This window comes from Magnetococcales bacterium (genome assembly GCA_015228935.1).
GTDB lineage: Bacteria > Pseudomonadota > Magnetococcia > Magnetococcales > DC0425bin3 > HA3dbin3.
Genome location: JADGCO010000034.1, coordinates 1 through 18,761, shown reverse-complemented (window position 1 = coordinate 18,761; position 18,761 = coordinate 1). Strand labels below are relative to the sequence as shown.

The 18,761-nt window shown below is 52.0% G+C and carries 20 protein-coding genes; 8 read left to right on the top strand and 12 right to left on the bottom strand.

The features are described from left to right. Window positions 1-9: 9 nt before the first annotated feature. The 4 genes from HQL65_10000 to HQL65_09985 all read right to left on the bottom strand — a co-directional run bounded on the left by HQL65_10000 (window position 10) and on the right by HQL65_09985 (window position 5,877). Window positions 10-2,049 (bottom strand): hypothetical protein, encoded by a 2,040-nt coding sequence (locus tag HQL65_10000; GenBank protein ID MBF0136561.1) that lies wholly within the window; start codon window positions 2,047-2,049, stop codon window positions 10-12. Between the two features lie 75 nt (window positions 2,050-2,124). Beyond that, window positions 2,125-3,693, bottom strand: a complete 1,569-nt coding sequence (locus HQL65_09995) for a class I SAM-dependent methyltransferase (GenBank protein MBF0136560.1) — start codon at window positions 3,691-3,693, stop codon at window positions 2,125-2,127. Continuing rightward, window positions 3,690-5,456, bottom strand: coding sequence for a sulfotransferase (locus tag HQL65_09990; protein MBF0136559.1), 1,767 nt, complete (start codon window positions 5,454-5,456; stop codon window positions 3,690-3,692). The genes HQL65_09995 and HQL65_09990 overlap by 4 nt, the downstream gene beginning before the upstream one ends. Window positions 5,457-5,526: 70 nt before the next feature. Then, window positions 5,527-5,877, bottom strand: coding sequence for a PilZ domain-containing protein (locus HQL65_09985; GenBank protein MBF0136558.1), 351 nt, complete (start codon window positions 5,875-5,877; stop codon window positions 5,527-5,529). A gap of 178 nt (window positions 5,878-6,055) precedes the next feature. Between HQL65_09985 and HQL65_09980 the strand changes: the two genes are divergently transcribed. Beyond that, on the top strand, window positions 6,056-6,427 hold the full coding sequence (locus HQL65_09980; protein MBF0136557.1) for a hypothetical protein: 372 nt from the start codon (window positions 6,056-6,058) through the stop codon (window positions 6,425-6,427). A 49-nt stretch (window positions 6,428-6,476) separates the two neighbouring features. Here HQL65_09980 and HQL65_09975 read toward each other — a convergent pair whose 3' ends face one another. The 4 genes from HQL65_09975 to pgeF form a co-directional block, all read right to left on the bottom strand. Continuing rightward, window positions 6,477-6,764: a hypothetical protein gene (locus HQL65_09975; protein MBF0136556.1), complete on the bottom strand. Its 288-nt coding sequence runs from the start codon at window positions 6,762-6,764 to the stop codon at window positions 6,477-6,479. Window positions 6,765-6,772: 8 nt separating this feature from the next. Beyond that, window positions 6,773-7,417 (bottom strand): CoA pyrophosphatase, encoded by a 645-nt coding sequence (locus HQL65_09970; GenBank protein MBF0136555.1) that lies wholly within the window; start codon window positions 7,415-7,417, stop codon window positions 6,773-6,775. 108 nt (window positions 7,418-7,525) lie between these two features. Then, entirely contained in the window at window positions 7,526-8,290 is a 765-nt protein-coding gene (locus tag HQL65_09965) for a lytic transglycosylase domain-containing protein (protein ID MBF0136554.1), read from the bottom strand. Window positions 8,291-8,306: 16 nt separating this feature from the next. Further along, window positions 8,307-9,119: a peptidoglycan editing factor PgeF gene (gene pgeF, locus HQL65_09960; protein MBF0136553.1), complete on the bottom strand. Its 813-nt coding sequence runs from the start codon at window positions 9,117-9,119 to the stop codon at window positions 8,307-8,309. A gap of 71 nt (window positions 9,120-9,190) precedes the next feature. On the opposite strand from pgeF, the gene rpsF reads away from it, so the two are divergent. The 7 genes from rpsF (at window position 9,191) to HQL65_09925 (ending at window position 13,712) form a co-directional block, all read left to right on the top strand. After that, entirely contained in the window at window positions 9,191-9,658 is a 468-nt protein-coding gene (gene rpsF, locus HQL65_09955) for a 30S ribosomal protein S6 (protein MBF0136552.1), read from the top strand. A gap of 8 nt (window positions 9,659-9,666) precedes the next feature. Next, on the top strand, window positions 9,667-10,074 hold the full coding sequence (locus HQL65_09950) for a single-stranded DNA-binding protein (GenBank protein ID MBF0136551.1): 408 nt from the start codon (window positions 9,667-9,669) through the stop codon (window positions 10,072-10,074). After that, window positions 10,061-10,453 (top strand): 30S ribosomal protein S18, encoded by a 393-nt coding sequence (locus HQL65_09945; protein ID MBF0136550.1) that lies wholly within the window; start codon window positions 10,061-10,063, stop codon window positions 10,451-10,453. The genes HQL65_09950 and HQL65_09945 overlap by 14 nt, the downstream gene beginning before the upstream one ends. 19 nt (window positions 10,454-10,472) lie before the next feature. Then, window positions 10,473-11,444, top strand: coding sequence for a DUF2232 domain-containing protein (locus HQL65_09940; protein ID MBF0136549.1), 972 nt, complete (start codon window positions 10,473-10,475; stop codon window positions 11,442-11,444). Between the two features lie 6 nt (window positions 11,445-11,450). After that, window positions 11,451-11,903, top strand: coding sequence for a 50S ribosomal protein L9 (locus tag HQL65_09935; protein MBF0136548.1), 453 nt, complete (start codon window positions 11,451-11,453; stop codon window positions 11,901-11,903). Window positions 11,904-12,300: 397 nt separating this feature from the next. Continuing rightward, the gene (locus HQL65_09930; protein MBF0136547.1) at window positions 12,301-12,528 is read left to right on the top strand and encodes a zinc ribbon domain-containing protein; all 228 of its coding nucleotides are present in this window, start codon (window positions 12,301-12,303) and stop codon (window positions 12,526-12,528) included. Window positions 12,529-12,689: 161 nt separating this feature from the next. Further along, window positions 12,690-13,712, top strand: coding sequence for a radical SAM protein (locus HQL65_09925; protein MBF0136546.1), 1,023 nt, complete (start codon window positions 12,690-12,692; stop codon window positions 13,710-13,712). A 240-nt stretch (window positions 13,713-13,952) separates the two neighbouring features. Here the strand turns inward: HQL65_09925 and HQL65_09920 are convergent, their stop codons facing one another. The 4 genes from HQL65_09920 to HQL65_09905 all read right to left on the bottom strand — a co-directional run bounded on the left by HQL65_09920 (window position 13,953) and on the right by HQL65_09905 (window position 18,616). Beyond that, a complete protein-coding gene (locus HQL65_09920) occupies window positions 13,953-15,665 on the bottom strand; it encodes a hypothetical protein (protein MBF0136545.1) in 1,713 nt (570 codons plus the stop codon). A 71-nt stretch (window positions 15,666-15,736) separates the two neighbouring features. Beyond that, entirely contained in the window at window positions 15,737-16,171 is a 435-nt protein-coding gene (locus tag HQL65_09915) for a hypothetical protein (protein ID MBF0136544.1), read from the bottom strand. A gap of 2 nt (window positions 16,172-16,173) precedes the next feature. Then, the gene (locus HQL65_09910) at window positions 16,174-16,731 is read right to left on the bottom strand and encodes a SocA family protein (protein ID MBF0136543.1); all 558 of its coding nucleotides are present in this window, start codon (window positions 16,729-16,731) and stop codon (window positions 16,174-16,176) included. Window positions 16,732-16,921: 190 nt separating this feature from the next. Then, on the bottom strand, window positions 16,922-18,616 hold the full coding sequence (locus HQL65_09905) for a glycosyltransferase (GenBank protein MBF0136542.1): 1,695 nt from the start codon (window positions 18,614-18,616) through the stop codon (window positions 16,922-16,924). Window positions 18,617-18,761 lie beyond the last annotated feature (145 nt).

Sequence of the window (18,761 nt, the reverse complement as noted above, 5' to 3'; positions counted from 1 at the left end):
GTCTCGCGTTCAACTCCGCATTTCGTTCAGCACTTCGTGCAACTCGTGGATGCTTTTGTTCAATCCTTCGGCCAGGGTACTGATGCCGGTACCCATTTCACCAATCTTTTCCGCAGTGGCATTGACATGCTCCATGCTGCTGATGACACCGGTGGTGGAGCTGGCCGCATCGCCCACATTCTGTGAATTTTCGATGTTGCCGCGGGCGATTTCGCCGACGCCGGTCGCCATGCGGTGGATTCCTTCGGTGGCCTCGGTCACATTGCGGGTCACTTCGGCGATACCTTCGGAGATTTCGTTGACATTGCGACTCATTTCGGAGATGCCGCCGCTTGATTCGGCCACCAGGCGGGTGACTTCGCTGTTTTCCATGGCCACGGCTTCCATGGATTTAGCCACGGCCTGGATGTTGTTGCTCTGGCTGTCCACGGTATGAAGGATTTCGCGATTGGACTGGCTGATGCGCTCAATGTTGAGCGCCATTTCATGGGCGGCCTTGGTGGCTTCGGCGGTTTTTTCCTGGATTTCGTCCACACTGTCTCCCACCAGACGGATGGCATCGGTGGTTTGACGTGCCAATTCCTTGACTTCATTGGCCACCACCGCAAACCCCTTGCCGGCATCTCCGGCCCCGGCGGCTTCGATGGAGGCATTCAAGGCCAGCATGTTGGTCTGGTCGGCAATTTCGTTGATCAGTTCGATCACCTTGCCGATTTCCTGGGCCGCTTTCGCCAGATTGGACATCACCTCGGAATTGTTCTGGGCATTGTGACTGGCCTGACCGGACTCCTTGTCTGCCGCTTCGCACTGCTTGCGGACTTCCATCAGGGAACGATTCAACTCCTCCACGGAACGGGCCACTTCGTTCAGATTGCGATTGGTCCGTTCGGCGGCATCCCGCACGGAGTTCATGCTGACACTGGCCTGATCGGAGGATTCGGCGACCATTTTCAAGGCGGTATTGGCATCTTCGGAGGCCTTGTTGATGGATTGCATGTTGGCGCTGGACTCTTCCGCCGACTTGGAAATAATGCGCATATGCTCGTTGGACTCTTCGGCCCAGGCATTGATGGTGGACATGTTGGTGCGCATTTCGCGGGAGTCATAGATCGCCTTTTTGGCTCCATGGGTCATCTCCTGCACATGGGCCGCCAGATCACTGGCAAGGGATTGCAGAGGTTGGCCCAACTCACTCAAATGAATCAGTTTGGCCTCGATTTCCTGGACCAAATCCCGATGCCGATCCGTCAAACCGTTCATGGATGTCGTCCGCCCCTGGGGTTTTCGGGCAACCTCTTCCGGACGGAATGGCAGCATTTGGCCGCCGGCGGCATGGATTGGCACTTCCCGCTCATGGCGGGAGACAATCCACCAGGCCGCAACCACCCCCATGACCAGAGCCAGGATCACAATCAACCCAGTCAACCAGATTATTTTGTCTCTGCCGGCAGGTGGAGAACCGACCTGCAAATTGACCAACGATCCGAGGAAAACGAAAGACTGCTCCAAATCCTTGGATTTGATTCCATGATTCTGACTGATCTCCTCCAACAACTTGCGACCGGAAGCCAAATCTTTCTGCTGTACCCGGTCCAGCACCTGTATTCCCCGTTCGGAGAGATCCCGCAACCCTTTTTCCACGGTGACAAAATGTTGGGCAAGGCGTTGGTTGTCCCTGATCACATCCGGGTTGGTGGTCAAGGTACGCAATTTTTTCAAGAGTGTTTGCAGAGCAGCTGTCTGTTTATTGACATTTTCGACCACACCCAGGAACCAGACGCGCTGTTCACTTTCCCGGGAGCCGCTGACAGCCTGTTCCAGAATGAGCAACTGCTGAAGACGCAAACTCTCCAGGCGTCCCACACCCCGGTTCAGGTCCTGAAGGAGGCGAACCACATCCATATCCCGGGAGGAATTCTTTCCGCCACTGCCGAGACCCAGAAAGGTGTTGACCAGCAACAGCAGCAGCAAGGTGCCAACAATTCCATACACCTGGTACCTGAGACCCAGTCGGGATGAATTGGGGTTCGCTTCCATTCGCTTCGTCATGGCCACTTCCTGATCATTGTGTCATGGGCTTAAGGTGCATCCGTGCCATGGATTTGTCGGGTCCTTGTCATCATTTCAGTCGGCAGCAACAAGTATACCATGATGGGCAAAAAGGGATCGATGATCCGCAATCTTTTCCGTCAGGGCACGCAGCAGACGTTTTTCGTTCCACGAGGCAGCATGGGGATCCAGGAGATGAGGTTCCTGGAGAATGCGGAGAAGCAGACGATCCCGGATTTGCGCCTCGTCGCTCACCCCATCCAGGAGGGGCAACAGGGCTGCCGTAAACTCGGTTACCGGCATGACCTGGTGGCGCACCGTCGCCAGATGGTCCCAATGGTGACGAATCTGGGCCAGGGCCAGGGGAGTGGCCTGGGGATGCACGGAATCGGCTGCCTGGCCATAAGCCCTGACCGACATGCCAACTGCCCCGCGCAGGAGCAAGGCAGCCAGCTCACCAAAATACTCCGGCCCCTCACTCTCCTGATGCAACCCAAAAGCCGCAATCCGTTGCCAGGCCACCTGGGCAAGCTCCGGCCAGCTCCAGGAACGGGGATAGGTATCCGCCAGCATCTGCAAGGCCGCCCGGGTCATGGGGCGTTGCACAAAAAAACGTTCCCCCTCGGGCGTGGCAAACGGTACCGGCCTGGCACGCCGCAGATCCACGGAACCCACCGGGGCAACCCGGGCATGATAATAAAGCGATTCCAGACGTTCAAGGAGCGGTTCACGGGAGATGGTCACTCCCTGCCGACAAAAAAGGGCCTGCCGAAAAGCCCGATTGTGCAAAAAATCGAGATGTTGCCACACCTCCAGTGGCTCGCTCATATTCTGGAACAGTGCCGCGCCCCGCTCGCCCAGGGTGTGGGGAAACATGCGGGATAGATCACAATCCGCCACGTATTCCAGGCCATGCTGGCGGGATTTTTCAATAAAATCACGCAACAGACAGGGCGTATTGTACTCTTCCAGATATTCATGGAAGAGATGTCCAGGCGGTCTCTGGCGCAGCCGGATCACTTCCTGGAGCAGGGCCTGGGTCAGGGGCGTGTCCAGGGCGGCATAGGCCTCCTGCAAAAACTCCAGGGTGGTCAGGGCCTTGGTCAGACGTTCCCGGGGCGTTTTGCCATGCCGGGTCTGGTCGAGAAGAATGTCACGCACCGTGCCGCGCAAACGCCATCCAGGCAGGGTATTGAAGCTGATATAAGCCACGCCCTGTGGCGAGAGTGACGCCGCGCAGAGGGAGAGAATTTTCTCCTGCACCTCCTCCGGGACCCAGGAGTAGATGCCATGGGCAACGATGTAATCAAACGGTCCCATCGACTCCGGCAGATTGCGTATATCGGCAACTTGCAGGTGCAGATTGCTTAACCCCAGATCCCTGGCCAGGGCATCGCCCCGGGCCACCTGGACCGGCGACAGATCGACCCCCACAAACCGGCTCTCCGGCAGATGCCAGGCCATGGGAATGAGATTGGCACCATTGGCGCAGCCCAACTCCAAAAGACGACACCTTTCGGGATGTGGCACATCCAAACCAAAAAGTGCCCCCACCGCCGCCAGATGATCTGGATGGGTCTCGGCAACCGGTGACCCGGGGTAGGGTATGGCGTCGTAACTGCATGCCGGGTCCGGGGAGGTCATGACGATTTCTTCTTGTTCAACCAGTCAATCGCCGGATGGCCGGGATGCAAGGCAGCCAGCATGCGCTTGCCGAGGTGGCACAGGTCATGATTTTGAATCTGATCGGCCCCCAGGGCCAACATTGCCCAGGCATGTACCTTGGTGACATCGTACCTGACGGCGGCACGCAAAAATTCCAACCCTTCCGGCTGACGATTGGTGCGAATACAAAGGTCGCCCAGGCCAACCAGGGCCTCGACATTCATGCTCTGGCTGTATTTCAGGGCCAGATGATAATCGGCCTCGGCTTTGGCAAACTCCTTCTCCTGAAAATGAATATCGCCCCGCCCCAGGAAAAGATCGGAACTCTCCTTGTGGTGCCGCAGCCCCTCTTCGACAACCTGCATGGCCTCTTTCGGACGATTTTGCCGCGTCAAGAGAATGCTCAGATAGGTGTAGATTTCCCGACTCTGTGGAAATCGTTGCAGGGCATGGCGCAACTGGTATTCAGAATCCTCCAGATCCTTCCCTTCAGCGGTCACGTCTATCCCGCTGCATATCAGAATGCATATTCTTTCCCAGGCTTGCTGGAAACCCGGTTTGGGGGAAAACTCCAACAGGGTCACTTCCTTGCGGTCTTTGGTGAACAAATCCCGCCAGGCAATCCAAAGGATCTGTCGAATGACGAACGAGGGATCGAGTGTTTCCGCATCGATATAGGGCCACATGAGTCGTTCGGTCAAAAACGAAAACCTCAACAGAAAAAATACCAGATATCGCACCCAGTTCCAGGAAGCCCATGGTGCGGTCGGATAACCCCAGAGCCGCCGCTTTTCTGCCAGAATGACATGCAACCGGAATCGATCAAGCCAGGTAAAATATTTCGTATTGTCCTGGTGCAAATGGTCTTTTTCAAATCCTTGCAGTCGTTTGCCCTCTGTGGTCGGAAACCAGAACTGTTTGCCGTTGATGGTGCTTTGCAGCAGGATGTCATCCCAGGGAATGCCAATCCATTGGCAGACCCGTTCCATGGTCGAGCGTGGATTGGCTTTCAAATCTTCCAGCCTGACGGCCCGCGAGCGATCCTTGTACTCGTTGTTGGCCGGCGTACCGCCCAGAAGAATCGTACTCAAGACCCACGCAAACGTCTTGAATTTCGGTCGATACTTTTCATGCACGTAAGTGTGCTTGAAGAATGAATTCAGGGTTTGCAGGGGTTCCCGGATCATGTGCAGAAAAATGGTGTCGGGGAAATCCTCGATCAAACCTTCCGCCCTTTTTCCGGATGGATTGTGTAATTGAAAGACAATAATCGGATTCTGGATGGGAGCGCGTCCCAGGGCGGCGTGATAGGCCAGGTGGGCAGCCTGGAACAGTTTTTTGCGCGTCACTTTCCCGCCCATATCCAGAAACCGGAAAACCAGATCCAGATAAACCAGCGGATCAACGCCGACAGTCTGATCTTCGTTGACCCCCATCCTGTCCAATTCTCCAGAACTGTCTGCCTTGCACTTGTTACGCCCATCAAACATGAAAGCGTAATATTGACAAAAGGAAGCAACCAGTTTTTCCCGCTCCAACCTGTTGTTCTCTTCCCAGAATTCATCAAAATAAGTGTACAGATTGCCCGGTATGGACAACAAACGCGGATGACTGTCCAACAGGCTTTGCAGGAAGACCGAACCGCTTCGACCATAAAAACAGATGGCGACGACTCTTTCCGGCCATTCTCCAGGCCGAAGGCGATCCCCCCGCTCCGGCTGCCCAGACACCGCATCGCTCATCTGTCACCATCTTTCAAGATCATGAAAACGTTTACAAAGAATAATCACGCATCCGACACCATACCCTGTTTCAACAACCTGTCAGGCGGGAGAGAATTTCCCGTGGACTTTCCAGGGACACAGCATAGGCAAAAATCCCATTGTCGCGTGGGATGAAAAGACCCAATCCCGTTGCATCCGTGCGGATCACCTCGAAGGGAAGACTGGATGTGCGCGTGGTCGTCTGGATATCAAAAATCCCTTCCTCGCCCACGATAACGGAAGAGAAAAAAGTCGATGTTTCCAGAAACATGCCATCAAGGCTGACGTTTCTGGTTATCCCATCCACCAGCAAGCCGTCAAGGAATTGTAAATGCATCGGCAATTCCAGGATCAGCCGGGGATGGCGACGACGATCCATCGTGACCACAAAACCACTCATGGAACAACCCGATCACAAGGGCAAAGGTTGCGACGGACCAGACCGGCCAGACCCCAGGCACGCGGACCGCCCATGCCACCAGATAAACAACATGCATGCCATTCCGGATTAAAATGGCTTACAATTTTTTATCATGTGGCTGTAGTTGGCAGGGAACAACAAACACAGGGGAACAGGCATGGAACCCGCAACAAACCATCGGCACCTGGTGTCCATCTGGCAACACCTGGCTGCCCCGGAACGCAAGACCTTGCTGCAATTTGCCGAGTTTTTGCTGGAAAAAAGTCGGGAAAACATGGAGCCGGAACCGACCCTGCCCGTGGAACCCCTGGATATACCTGCCCCGGCGGGAGAAAGTGCTGTCAAGGCATTGAAACGTCTTAAAAAAACCTATCCCATGATCGAGACCGACTTTTCCCTGCTGGAAAAAGCCTCACAAATTCTCATGGAGAAAGTCCTGGGAACCCCTGACAAGGAAGTTATTGAAAAAATGGAGGATCTGTTCCGGGAACAGCATCAGCGATGGCGGGCGGCACGTCAGGGCCAATAAAACGTCCGGGAACAATCTGGCCGTTTGCATGGCGGGCGGCACGTCAGGGTCAATTAAAACGTCCGGGAACAATCTGGCCGTTTTCCATGTGAGGTGGCTCATAGTTGCGTGGTGGCTCGTGCGGAACCTCCAGGACATGATCAATGCCCAGCAACACGAGCAGGCACAGGATCATGGCCAAGAGCCACAATCCGAACCGCCCCTGAAACCAGGATTCGGGAACCGGCTGGCCAGCCATTGCAGAACCCGGCACAAACCCCCGCCACAGCAAAACGCAACCATGAATCAATGCCCCAAGCACCAGCAATGCCAAAACAATGAACAAATAAATCCGCATGGCGTGTATTATCGTCCTGGTTGATCGGTTGATAAAGCCGGGGTGACCGGGGTGACCGGGGTGACGAGCAGTTCGACAAAACGTTGGATAATACTGGCTGTCGCTCCCCAGATGGTGTGTTCTCCATAAAAAAAGCGGTGCTGAACGAAATCTGATCCTGGCTCGGTTGCGATTTCGTGGTACGCAGGATCAAGAAAAAAATCCAGGGGTACGGTCAGTACCAGGGCCACTTCGCGCGTTTCGGGTTGCAACAGGAGCGGCGGCTGGAGCTGCCCCACAAAGGGATGAATCAGAAAACCCGTCGAAAGGGTGACACGCTGGGGAAGAGGACCCAGAACCTGGATGCTGTTCGGATCCACCCCCAACTCTTCCCGTGTTTCGCGCAGGGCAGTCGCCAAAAAACTGACATCATCCGGTTCCCACTTGCCACCCGGAAAGGCAATCTGCCCCTTGTGATGGGAAACCCGTTGAGTACGCCGAATAAGCAGCAGCTCCCAATGATCCCGGTTGAAGATCAGGGGAACCAGCACCGCTGCCTGACACAGAGAATACGCCGCCTCGGCACCTCTCAGATTGGGATCTTCGCAGTTCTGAAACTCCCCCCGGCGCAACCGGTCGGCAATGACGGAAGGGGAAAGGGTGGAGAGAATCATGCGCTAAAATCCCGACGCCACAACAAGGGAACATGAAGGACCCACCTGGACCAAGGCTCCAGCCATCAAGAAAAAATGGAAGATCCACCTGGACCAAGGCTCCAGCCATCACCGTCTGAACCGCTCCAGACGAATGACAGGAATATCGTCATCCAGGCGTTGATGCACATATATACCCGAAGAGACCAGCCGAACGCCATCGCGCCGCATGGGGGAATCATCATTGTTGCTGGCCAGATGGATGGGAGGACGCTCTGCCTGGTCGGGAACAGAACGCCGAATGATAATACCAGAGCCAAGCGAAGGACCATCGGGACGCAACGGAATGCCATCCGAAAGGATCATGCGTCCCTGCTCTCTTTTCATGGTCAGGTGCGTGTATGAACGACGGTCCGGATCGGCGCGGAGTCCCCTGTCCTGCGGTAGAGTGTGCGAATTTCTCCAATATAATTCAAGAACCTTTTTAATATATTGCCGGGTTTCCGGATAGGGAGGTATTCCACCATGATTTTCGACGCTGCTCGGACCGGCATTGTAGGCAGCCAGGGCCATGGGGAGCGTGGGAAAGCGCTCCAGCATCAATTTCAGGTAACGGGCACCGGCGCGCAGATTCTGTTCGGGATGGAAAGGATTTCTCAGTCCCATGTCCTGGGCCGTACCGGGCATGAGCTGCATCAATCCCATGGCCCCCTTGGAAGAGACCGAACGGGGATTGAAATCCGACTCCACAGCCACCACCGCCCGCAACAAAACCGGATCCAACCCCTGCCCATAGGCCACTTCCTGAATCAACTGGTCAATGTTCGGGGTCCGGCTCCAGGCAAAGGGCGCATTGACCAGCAACATCCAGAACAATAGCACCATCCAGATCATCTGGAGCAGAAAAAATTCATGGTGCCAGAAAAATTCCCCCCATTTGCCGCCCACACGGCCCCTCCCCACACTGCGAAGAGCGCCGATGGCTGAAAAACAAATTTTCCTGGCTGAAGGTACACAAATCAACATGATGTATCCGGTCTCGAACAAGGCCTTCGTCACACATTTGGCGTCTTAAGAAACCCGGCAAATCCAGCAGGAATCGTCCGCTTTCAGACGCCACAGTAAAATGGACCTGATAGTCATCCCGAACCTGCAAAAACCGTTCCCAGACATCCTGGCCCACCATGAAGGCCGTCGGCCCGATGCACGGTCCCACCACCGCGACGATGCGCTGCCGCCGGGCACCCAGCCGCTCCATGGCCGCCATACAAGCCGGAACCACACCACCCACCGCACCCCGCCAACCGGCATGGGCCGCCCCAATCACCCGGGCCAGCGGATCAACCAGGAGAACCGGGGCACAATCCGCCACCAGGATACCCAACACCCAACCCGGAACATCCGTCACCAGGGCATCCCCCTCGGGCGGCTCATCCGCCGGCAGACACACCTGATCCCCATGCACCTGCCGCAACAAACAAAGCCGTTGGGCAGGCGCACCCAACAATTCCATGAGCCGCCGCCGGTTCTCCACCACCCGCTCCGGTCGATCCCCCACATGATCCCCCAGATTGAAACCGGCATGCCCCCCCTGACTCACACCAGGGTGCCGGGTGGTGAAAAAAACATGAACCCCGGACAGCCCGGGTAAATGTTTTGGAAAAAGAGGTGGAATATCTCCTGGAAATTTGGCGACGGATCGGTCAATATGGCTTTTTTCCATGTCAATGTGACTCCTTGCTCCGGAAGTGAAACAACCTCCGGGGCTTTGATGACAGCCGAAAGGAGGTGCCAGTGGCTTTTTACGAATCTATTTACATCTTGCGCCCGGACTTGGCCACGGAACAGGTGGAACAAGTCAACAAACGGGTTGGTGATATCATCGCCAGCCAGAAGGGCACAATCCTCAAAACAGAACTCTGGGGACGGCGGCAACTTGCCTACCCGATCAAGAAAAACACCAAGGGGTTCTACGTTTATCACGTCCTCGAAGGGGGCGGCCAGCTCGTGGCAGAACTCGAATCCCGCCTGAAAATCGATGAAGACGTCCTGAAATTTCAGAATGTCAGCGTTCCCAAACCCTACCTGTCCGCATCGCCTCTGGCAGCAGCCGGCAACGAAGATCCACGCCGCGAAGGTCGCGATGATGGTATCGAAGGCGACCTCGCCGACCGTGATCTGGATATGGATCACGATGGCCTGGACGGGGACGACGAAGAACTCGGCATCCCCAGCAATGCCATCCAGGACGAGGATCGGTAGGGCAGCACATGCCCGACCCGGTCGCCCCGGAAAACCAAACCATCCTGGAAGGTGTCCTTCTGGAACCCGTCGGAGTGCGTCTCACCCCGTCAGGACGGCCGGTGGCAACCCTGGAGCTGGAACATCGCTCCACAGTGACCGATCTTCTGCCCCTGGAACGGTGTGAGGTGCGTATCGCCGTGCTGGCTGTCGGAACCCTGGCAGAATGGTGTCGGAACCTCCCCCCGGGAGCCAACCTGCGCGTGGCAGGCCGGCTGAATCAGCGACGCTGGATCCGTGAAGGAAAAACCCGCTGGGGTCGTACCGAACTTATCGCGCAACGTATCGAGTCCAGACCTCAGGCATCCCATGCCACCGTCCAGGATTCTGTTGCGAATCAATCAATAAAGGAAATACCTCATGATGGAAAAGAGTGATTTTCATGGCAGTTCCAACCATGACGGGGGAGCAGGCTCCCCCCCCGGTCGTCGCCCCCGTTCCACCCGGCCAGGAGGCGGTGGCGGCGGTGCGCCCGGCTATGGCGGCAACAATGGCACCGGGGGCGCTCCCGGAGCCGGTGGTGAAGGTGGCCGCTTCCGGCGCCCCTTTTTCCGGCGGCGCAAGGTCTGCCTGTTCTGCGCCGATAAAACCGTGCGTATCGACTACAAAGACCCGAAGCTCCTGCTCCGCTTCATCACCGAAAGAGGCAAAATGGTTCCCAGCCGTATCACCGGGGTCTGCGCCCCCCACCAACGCGCCCTGGCCAAAGCCATCAAACGGGCACGCAACCTGGCCCTGCTGCCCTTCCTGGTCTGACAAGAGTTCATGCTGGTGAATGAACAAGATCCTGGCTACACCGGGTGGATCTGGACTGCTGGCCGGTTTTTGCTGGTTAAGCCCTCTGTTTTTGCCGCTGCTGGCACCCTTGCAGCTCCTGGTGCCGCTCCCCCTGCTCCTGACCGCCCTGCGCCAGGGGGAACGCTACGGCTGGCTCGCCAGTTCGATCCCCCTCTTCCTGGCCACTCTGCTGACCGGGAATGTCCTGGGTTCATGCATCGCCTACCTGTTTCTCTGCGGCATCCCGCTGCTGCTGGCCGGACTTTTGTACAGGGGATGGAAGGTCAGCCAGGGTCTCATCCTGACCTTTCTCATGGCTGCCGTCTTGATGTTCCTGGTCCTCACCATCCTCAGTCTGCTCAACTTCGACATGGTGACCACCCTGGAACGTTCGCTCGATCACCGCATCGAACCCACCCGGGAACTGCTGCTCAACACCATCACCAAAAGCGAGGGCATGAATCCGCGCAATGTGGCCCTCTTCAAGGAAGAGTTGCAGCAAATGATCCACCTCATGGCCCGGATTTTTCCGGTCCTGGGGTTGGGGGGCTGGTTCCTGGTCCTGAGCGGCAATCTGCTGGCTACCCGCCAACTGCTGCTGCGCAACCAGGATCCCTTCCAGACCGCCCAGGAAGATTTGACCACTTTCCGGGCACCTTTTTTTCTGGTCTGGCCGCTCATCATCAGCACCACCCTGGCCATCTTCTCGACAGGCAATGGACGCTTTCTGGGTCTGAACCTGGGCCTGTTTCTCGCCATTCCCTCCCTGTTCCAGGGGTTGGCCGTGGTCCAGTGGAGTTTTCGCAAATACGGCGTGTCCACCTTTATGCAGGGGTTTTTTTATGTCATCCTCCTGCTCTGGATACAGGTCATTCTGTTGGTAACGGTACTCGGACTCCTCGATAACTGGTTCGATTTCCGCAAACGATATCTGCATGGAACGGAGGAGAAAAACTCCTCCGGGGAGTGAAGGTTCATGGAAGTCATTCTGCTGGAAAAAATCAGCCGCTACGGCAATCTGGGCGATGTCGTCAAAGTCAAAAATGGCTACGGACGCAACTTTTTGATCCCCAGCGGCAAGGCCCTGCCCGCCACACGGGACAATATCGCCCGCTTCGAAGCCGAACGCGCCGCCTTCGAGGCGCGACAAAAAGAGGTCAGGGCACAGGCCGAAGAACTCGCCACGCGCATTGCCGAGGTGCAATTCGTCCTGGAACGCCCGGCAGGAGCCGCCGATAAACTGTTCGGCTCGGTCACCAATGCCGACATTGCCGCCTTTCTGAAAGAAAAAGGGATCCAGGTCTCGCGCAGCCTGATCGAACTGGGAAGCCCCATTCGTACCCTGGGCGAACACGCAGGCCGGATCCGTCTCCATCCCGATGTGATCGTGCCCATGACCGTGCGCGTGGATCGCAGCGTCAAAGCCTGATTTGTCCGGCCATACGTCGGCAGTAATCAAGGTGAATATCCAGGAGGAAGGGCACGCCCCTTCCTCCTCTTCGCTTTCAGCACATCAGACCGCGTTTACCCGGCAATGAGGCTCTCTCAACTTCGTCACACTCTTGCAATCCTTTTTTAAAATATAGTATCTATTCAGAACCCTTGCAAAAAAAGGATTTGATATAAAAGACTTTGTTGGGGCTCCGCCCCAAACCCCGCCAGGGGGAAGGGCACAGCCCTTCCCCCTGGACCCCCATCCCAGTTTTTCAAACGTTTTATATGGGGATGCTGAATAGTTACAAAATATATACGTATTCCAATTGGTTACCTTGTCCAACATTCCCAAACAGCCTCTTCGTCAGCTTCCCATGCAGGGAGAAATGAACATGCCCCTCTACGACTACAAATGTGACGCCTGTAACGGAAAATTTGAAATCAATCACGCGATGTCCGATCCCATCGCCACCCGCTGTCCTGGTTGTGGTCAGGACAAATTGCGCAAAATTTTTTCTACCGGCGGTGTTCTGGGGTCAACAAAAATGGGACAGGAAAGCCATGCCCCCATGCCCTCATGCCCCACCGGTGGCTGTGGCGGCGGTATGTGCGGCCTTTGAAGCTCTGTCCTTTTCTGGAAAGAATCTCGTCTCTGTTGGGGCTTCGCCCCAAAACCTGCCAGGAGGAAGGGCACACCCCTTCCTCCCAGGCTTCCGTCCATTCTGTCATTTGCTTGTCAATTTGCAATCGGATGCTACCGGCAACCAAGGACACAATCATTATGGTCAATTTATCCTATTATTATGAGATAGCCAAAAATATTTCACCCATCAAAACCACGCCAAAAGTTTGGAATTATTTAAAATACAAAATCTCCCAACGAGAAGCCATCGTCAAGACTGCCCGCTACACACCGCAGGTTGCCCAATTATTTGTCACGAAACGCTGCAATCTTGATTGCAGTTATTGTCAGGTCAATAAAATTTTAAAAGACGGCATGGTTGACAGAAAAGCCGCTGATGCAACCCTGGAAAAAGTGAAAGTCATCTTTGACAATCCCCTTTTTTCCAATGCACTCCTGGTGGATATGCTGGGCGGTGAACCCTTGCTGGCCAAAGAGTTGGATCAGATTGTCGCCTATCTCTCCAGGCGCGGCCACATCGTCAATGTCACCACAAACGGCATCAAATTACGCGAACGTATTGTCGATTTGAAACAGGCCGGCGTGTCACGCATCAGTATCTCCTGCTATGACACGAACAGAAAAAAACTGGAAGCCAATCTTGCCGAAATCAATCAAATTTTTCCGACCCATACCAGCTACGTTCTTTTGCGCAGCGAAATTGAAAACCATCCGGAAAAAGTGTTGGAGTTGGTGCGCTTCGTGCGTGATGCAGGCTGCCTGAGTACGCGCTTTCTGCTCTACCGTCCCATGGGTTTCAATAAAAATCTCGATGAAATCATTGATGATACCAATCCGGCCTATCCTGAGTTGCAACGACAGATCGAGTCCGTGCTGCCGGGTTTTTGCTTCTGGCCCAAGGCCGTCCAGACCAAATCCATCAAAAAGCTGTGTGCCCAATTGTGGCAACGGGTAGGGTGTGATTCCCTGGGCGATGTGGCCGTTTGCTGTGGCATCGATGAAAATTTGCAAGGTCCCAACAGCAATCTGTATGGTACAGATCCTGAGCTGATCTACAATCATCCCGTCCTGGTCAACATGCGCAAAAAATTTCTCAACAACTCCAGCGAACCTCCGGATGTTTGCAAAACCTGCAATTATCTGGCAGATCCCGGCTGGTAACCAGCGATAATTCTGCCGTAACCATTCAGAGTTTTTCAAAATTTTTTCAAAAAAAGGATTTGACATGAAAGACTTTGTTGGGGCTCCGCCCCAAACCCCGCCAGGAGAAAGGGCACAGCCCTTCCTCCTGGACCTCCATCCCAGTTTTTCATTCTTTTTTTGAAATTAACAAGTCATCAGACAGCCTTTCAGAGTCTTTCAAAAAGGGATTTGACATGAAAATTTTTTTTCCAACGTTTATTATTCGGAGGCTGAATAGTTACTTTCTGTCAAATATCGAACACAAAGACCGTGCTGGCATTTTTCTTCGGTATACTCTTTGAGAAACAAATTATTCAATTCCGGAAATTTGACATGCATTGACAAATTATTAATTCTGAATGCCCAATGCGTTGAAGAATAGACAACCGCCTTGGGTTTTTTCTTTTTTATGGTTGCGATAATTTCTTTTTCATGGCTCTGGGCCGCATAGACCAGGGTGCTGAATCGTGTACAATTAGGCAAACCCGACAAACCATTGATGGTTCCATTGCTCGAAAAATCAAACAGACACGAGGTTCCACTCTCCAGCAACTCCCCGGATGCCCAACGCACCCCTTTCATGACAGATTCTGCATTGGGTGGCAACGTGCTGAAACGATCTGTCCAATGATATTGACCACTATATAATCCAAACAATATTAAAATAAATCGCGACATTCCCAAAACCAGGACAGACCCCAACGCCAGCCAATATATTTTATATGTATTCATGAGACGATTGAATACTTGAAAAAATGAAAACACCCCCAACAATATTAATGCCACAGAAAGCTCCCTGGGAAATGTAATATCCACAGTGTGATTACCCATGAAGGGAATAAACCATGAATATCTACTCATGAGCAGAAAATAGGCAAGCATCAATCCTGATGTAATTTTCTGCAAAATATAATATTTTTCAATTTGAATTCTGGAATAAAAATAGGCCCCAGCAATGACAGGACCCAACATACCACTGACAAAATGCACCCGGTCCGCCTTGTCTGAAACTATTTTATACATAAACAACAACAATACGATCATCATCAAGGAATTTGCCAAGTGTTCTATTTGAAATTTATCTTTAATTACAGACCACACCAGCAAAATTGCTACCAAAAAACAGTGGACACCTATCAATATTTTGAAAAACACAGCAGAGTCTTTTCCGGTGTAAACATATCCGTCTGCCAGATCGATCAATATTTTAATATTTTCTATATAATTTTCCAACGAAAAATATGAAGAAATATATCCAAAGGAAATGATTGAAATAAAAAATACACCCATAGACACCAAATAACGTCGTGTCTGGTAAGCATGCAATACTGCCGCTACCCCCAAAGATACAACACCTGCCAAGCCCCTGTTGAATGACCAGAACACCCCAAAAGCCAAAACAAGACCGAAACAAATTTCCAAAAACAATCGTGTCCGAAGACCATATTCATTCTGGATCAGAAAAAATAAATAAATAGCGAGAACAAGGAATAAACTTCTGTAGCCTGAAAAATTCATGATGGCCACGGTCAGCCCTAGAGCCAGCAAGATACTGACCGGCTTTTTTTTGATCAGTTCAAACACCAAAACAATCAGCGCTATTTTAGATAAAAAATCCAAAAAATTATAAAAAATACCCGTTGCGAAAAGATAGTTATTCGGACCAAATATTTTTACGGCAATCAACCCTGGAATATAATCCAACGCACCATGAATTGTAATCGGATATAGACCTGTTTTATCATACAATATTGTTGAAAGGGCAGCAAAAAATTCCCCGCCATGATACTGATCGGTGAAAATTCCCTTGGACAATACATTAAAACTCAAGACTACATCAATAAGCTGCACAAATGGAATGATAAAGCAAAGCCAAAAGGCGAGCAACATTTTATTAGAACGACTTTTAATTGCCACAACATCGTTTAGCATGATATTTCCTAAATAAGTTCATGTTCATTATTTTTTAAACCAAGGTATTTTGATTTATAGACGTAATTTCGTTAAGAAAAATAATTATCTTCTGAGACTGACTCTATTGTCATGCGATAGAATTCGATAATTCCACGCGGAGTTTGCGGAGAATTATAGACACCCTCACAAACAGACGAAAAAATATTTTGCTCAAGCGGCTCACAGGGAATGAGTTTATTATCTTTAACACCATCAATTAGTTCCATAGCATCTTCAATGCGTGACCGTCCATAATAAATAAAACTTCGACGTTTAATAAAAGAATGGTCACCAGGGTTTAAAATACACGTCTTATCATATGGGATCTTATTCTTAATGCTCGAAACAGAAACTAATAACACATATTTTTTTCCAAATCCAGAATCAAACGGATCTGTTAAAACAATAAAAAGATGTTTTTTCTCCGGGTCATTCCTCGGTCCAGAAGGAACAAGAACTGTCGCTTTTTTAAATGGAATGAACAACCTCATAATGCAGAGAAAAAATTATCAATATATTGTTGTTCATCAAAACGTTCCGCAATTGCGATAGCAGACTCATCATCAAAACCGACGGCACGAGCCACACTATAATAAGAAATAGGCCAAGAGGAACCTTGAGGGTTTTCCCATTCCGAACAATTTCGATGCGTCCATTCACTGATTTCCCATTGATCCATCTGTCCGAACTGTTCCCAAACAGACTCAAGCACGTCAATTTCTGCCTGACTCAACTTATCCATTTCATGGACATTGAGTTTTTTGCGTACTGACACTTCGTAATTTTCTATGCCAGAAATCAAGTCATCCCATCCACCGGGTGCTGATTCGATTGACCCACGCATCAAATCCAAAGTCTTGGTCAGGACCGGGCCATATGGCATTGCAACCAGATGATCCCCGGTCATTGACAGACCAAGCACGCGCACAGCTTCGCGGTCGGCAAGATACAACAGCTTCGTCAGCTTGAGATGAGGCATACGCTTCTCCTGGGTTTTACCCAAAAAAAATGCCGCTATCTGTGCTGTTTTCTGTTCGTTGAACATTTCAACCTGCTCCAACATGAGTAGATCGCAAAACTCTACCTGCAAATCACATTCATTGCAACCACATTTCCATGCCTGTACGCGCCCCACCAGTTTCAAGACAAACAAAGGAAACATTGCCGAGTCAAAACGGATCCGATTCAGGACTTTGTCATGAAATGATGAAAATAAAGAGCATGATGGACCCAGTTCAGGACTTCGTCATAAAATGATGGTAAAAAATAGCATATAATGTCTTGATCCCTTCAACAACACCATTTTTCTTGCCTTCTTTTTTCGTCCTGGGCACATAATTGACCGGCACCTCAAGAATGAATTCCTTGTGCCTGCCCAGTTTCGCAATAATCTCCCCCTCCAGGTTGACCCCTTTTGAAACCAAATTCAAGGATTTCAAGAGTGCCCCATCGAAACACTTGCACGATGTAAAGGGATCCGTCACATAACGGTTGGTCAAAATCAGCGAAACGAGACTTAACAAATAACCCCCATACCGACTTAAAAAATAACCAAGCCGATTGTTACCATAGATATGGCGAATATGTTGGGCTGTATTCAGGCACTTGATGGCCCGACTGCCAAATACGGCCTTGTATTGATTGTTGATGATGGGTTCCACCACCGAGGGAATATCGCTGACCGAATATTCATGATCGGCGGGAAAGAACAGAATGACATCCCCCCTGGCCCTGGCCAGACCCAACCGCAGGGCTTCGCCACGGCCAGACTGTCCCGGCGAGAGCAAAAACAGGCGCACGCTCTTCATGGTTTTGACCACGGCCACGGAATGATCCCTGGAACCACCATCAACTACCAAAATTTCCTTGGCCACTCCGAAGCGACTCAAATCCAGGGTCAGCAGTTGCGCAACGACCTTGCCGATGGTGCGTTCTTCATCGAGCATGGGCACGATGATGGATACCATGTGGCGATAGGGTTTGATTTTGATATCCACCAGATACTGGGCAATGGCCATGAGTTCATCCAGGAGCTGCCCCCCATAATGACGCCCACGGTCCGTTTCCCAATCCAGGGCACGGACCTGGATGGAGGTCACATCGGCAAAATTGTCGCCCGGTTTGACATAATCGGCATCCAACTCCCGATTGACGTTGTCCTGGTCATGTTTCTGGATGAACAAGGTGGAAATCAAATTTTTCAGGTCCACCTGCAACAAGCCGTGGCGCGACATGTAATAATGAAATGCAGACAATAAATGATTGACCGATTGATTGGGAATGTCATGGTCGCGCCGAATGTTGGCCACAAACACTTTTTCGGCCTTGGTGTTGTCGCGTATGGCTTCCATCAAGCCCCGGGTCAGATAGGAGGGAAAGAGGGAGGAGTGCTGGGTGCCCGGTCCATAAATGATCAAATCTGCCGCCGCAATGGCAACCAAAGCTTCCGGGTTGGGTTGCGGCAAACGGGCCAGATCATGCAAATATTCCCGCTTCTGGTCGGGTGCCAAACCGTCCAGGATGCGCATCTGGTCCGGATGCAGATAATCGTCCAGCAAAAACAGTTCCCGGATGGGCACATCATTCGTTTGCAGAGACACAATGCTCGTTTCATTGGCCAGAAAATCCCCATTATCCTTGAGTGCCGTCAGGACAAGGTTGGCCCCATCGGTTACATTCAATACCCGACAATGACGCACATCGCATAAATGGGAAAATTGATCCGCCGCACTGTTGAAATTTTTTCCATCCGCCAGGTAGCAACCTGTAAAAAGAATATTGCCGACCGAACAATCTCCATAATCAAATTCAACACCCGCAGCATAGCGTTGATGTTCATAATCGAGAAAGATCGTACACCAGGCACGCAGACGTTCGGTTTGCCGAATGGTCAGGTTGGGAAAGGAGGTCGCCAGTTCGGAATGGACCATCCCTTCTGCCGACCAGTTCAGAATGGAGGTCAGACTCGCCAGGGCCTCGGCACGGGTTGTGTTTTCCGGAAAGCGATATTCGAGAAACTGCTTGACCCATGTTCGTCACATGTAGTGCAAAATCTGATTTCTTTCAATAGTTTAT

Bases quoted from the DNA above. Each gene is read 5' to 3' on its own strand.
- HQL65_09985 (MBF0136558.1), bottom strand. From the start codon at position 5,877: ATGAGTGGTTTTGTGGTCACGATGGATCGTCGTCGCCATCCCCGGCTG.
- HQL65_09990 (MBF0136559.1), bottom strand. From the start codon at position 5,456: ATGAGCGATGCGGTGTCTGGGCAGCCGGAGCGGGGGGATCGCCTTCGG.
- HQL65_09995 (MBF0136560.1), bottom strand. From the start codon at position 3,693: ATGACCTCCCCGGACCCGGCATGCAGTTACGACGCCATACCCTACCCC.
- HQL65_09910 (MBF0136543.1), bottom strand. From the start codon at position 16,731: ATGTTCAACGAACAGAAAACAGCACAGATAGCGGCATTTTTTTTGGGT.
- HQL65_09970 (MBF0136555.1), bottom strand. From the start codon at position 7,417: ATGATTCTCTCCACCCTTTCCCCTTCCGTCATTGCCGACCGGTTGCGC.
- HQL65_09950 (MBF0136551.1), top strand. From the start codon at position 9,667: ATGCCCGACCCGGTCGCCCCGGAAAACCAAACCATCCTGGAAGGTGTC.
- HQL65_09980 (MBF0136557.1), top strand. From the start codon at position 6,056: ATGGAACCCGCAACAAACCATCGGCACCTGGTGTCCATCTGGCAACAC.
- HQL65_09905 (MBF0136542.1), bottom strand. From the start codon at position 18,616: ATGGTCCATTCCGAACTGGCGACCTCCTTTCCCAACCTGACCATTCGG.
- HQL65_09975 (MBF0136556.1), bottom strand. From the start codon at position 6,764: ATGCGGATTTATTTGTTCATTGTTTTGGCATTGCTGGTGCTTGGGGCA.
- HQL65_10000 (MBF0136561.1), bottom strand. From the start codon at position 2,049: ATGACGAAGCGAATGGAAGCGAACCCCAATTCATCCCGACTGGGTCTC.
- HQL65_09930 (MBF0136547.1), top strand. From the start codon at position 12,301: ATGCCCCTCTACGACTACAAATGTGACGCCTGTAACGGAAAATTTGAA.
- pgeF (MBF0136553.1), bottom strand. From the start codon at position 9,119: ATGGAAAAAAGCCATATTGACCGATCCGTCGCCAAATTTCCAGGAGAT.
- HQL65_09920 (MBF0136545.1), bottom strand. From the start codon at position 15,665: ATGCTAAACGATGTTGTGGCAATTAAAAGTCGTTCTAATAAAATGTTG.
- HQL65_09935 (MBF0136548.1), top strand. From the start codon at position 11,451: ATGGAAGTCATTCTGCTGGAAAAAATCAGCCGCTACGGCAATCTGGGC.
- HQL65_09925 (MBF0136546.1), top strand. From the start codon at position 12,690: ATGGTCAATTTATCCTATTATTATGAGATAGCCAAAAATATTTCACCC.
- HQL65_09965 (MBF0136554.1), bottom strand. From the start codon at position 8,290: ATGATCTGGATGGTGCTATTGTTCTGGATGTTGCTGGTCAATGCGCCC.
- HQL65_09940 (MBF0136549.1), top strand. From the start codon at position 10,473: ATGAACAAGATCCTGGCTACACCGGGTGGATCTGGACTGCTGGCCGGT.
- HQL65_09945 (MBF0136550.1), top strand. From the start codon at position 10,061: ATGGAAAAGAGTGATTTTCATGGCAGTTCCAACCATGACGGGGGAGCA.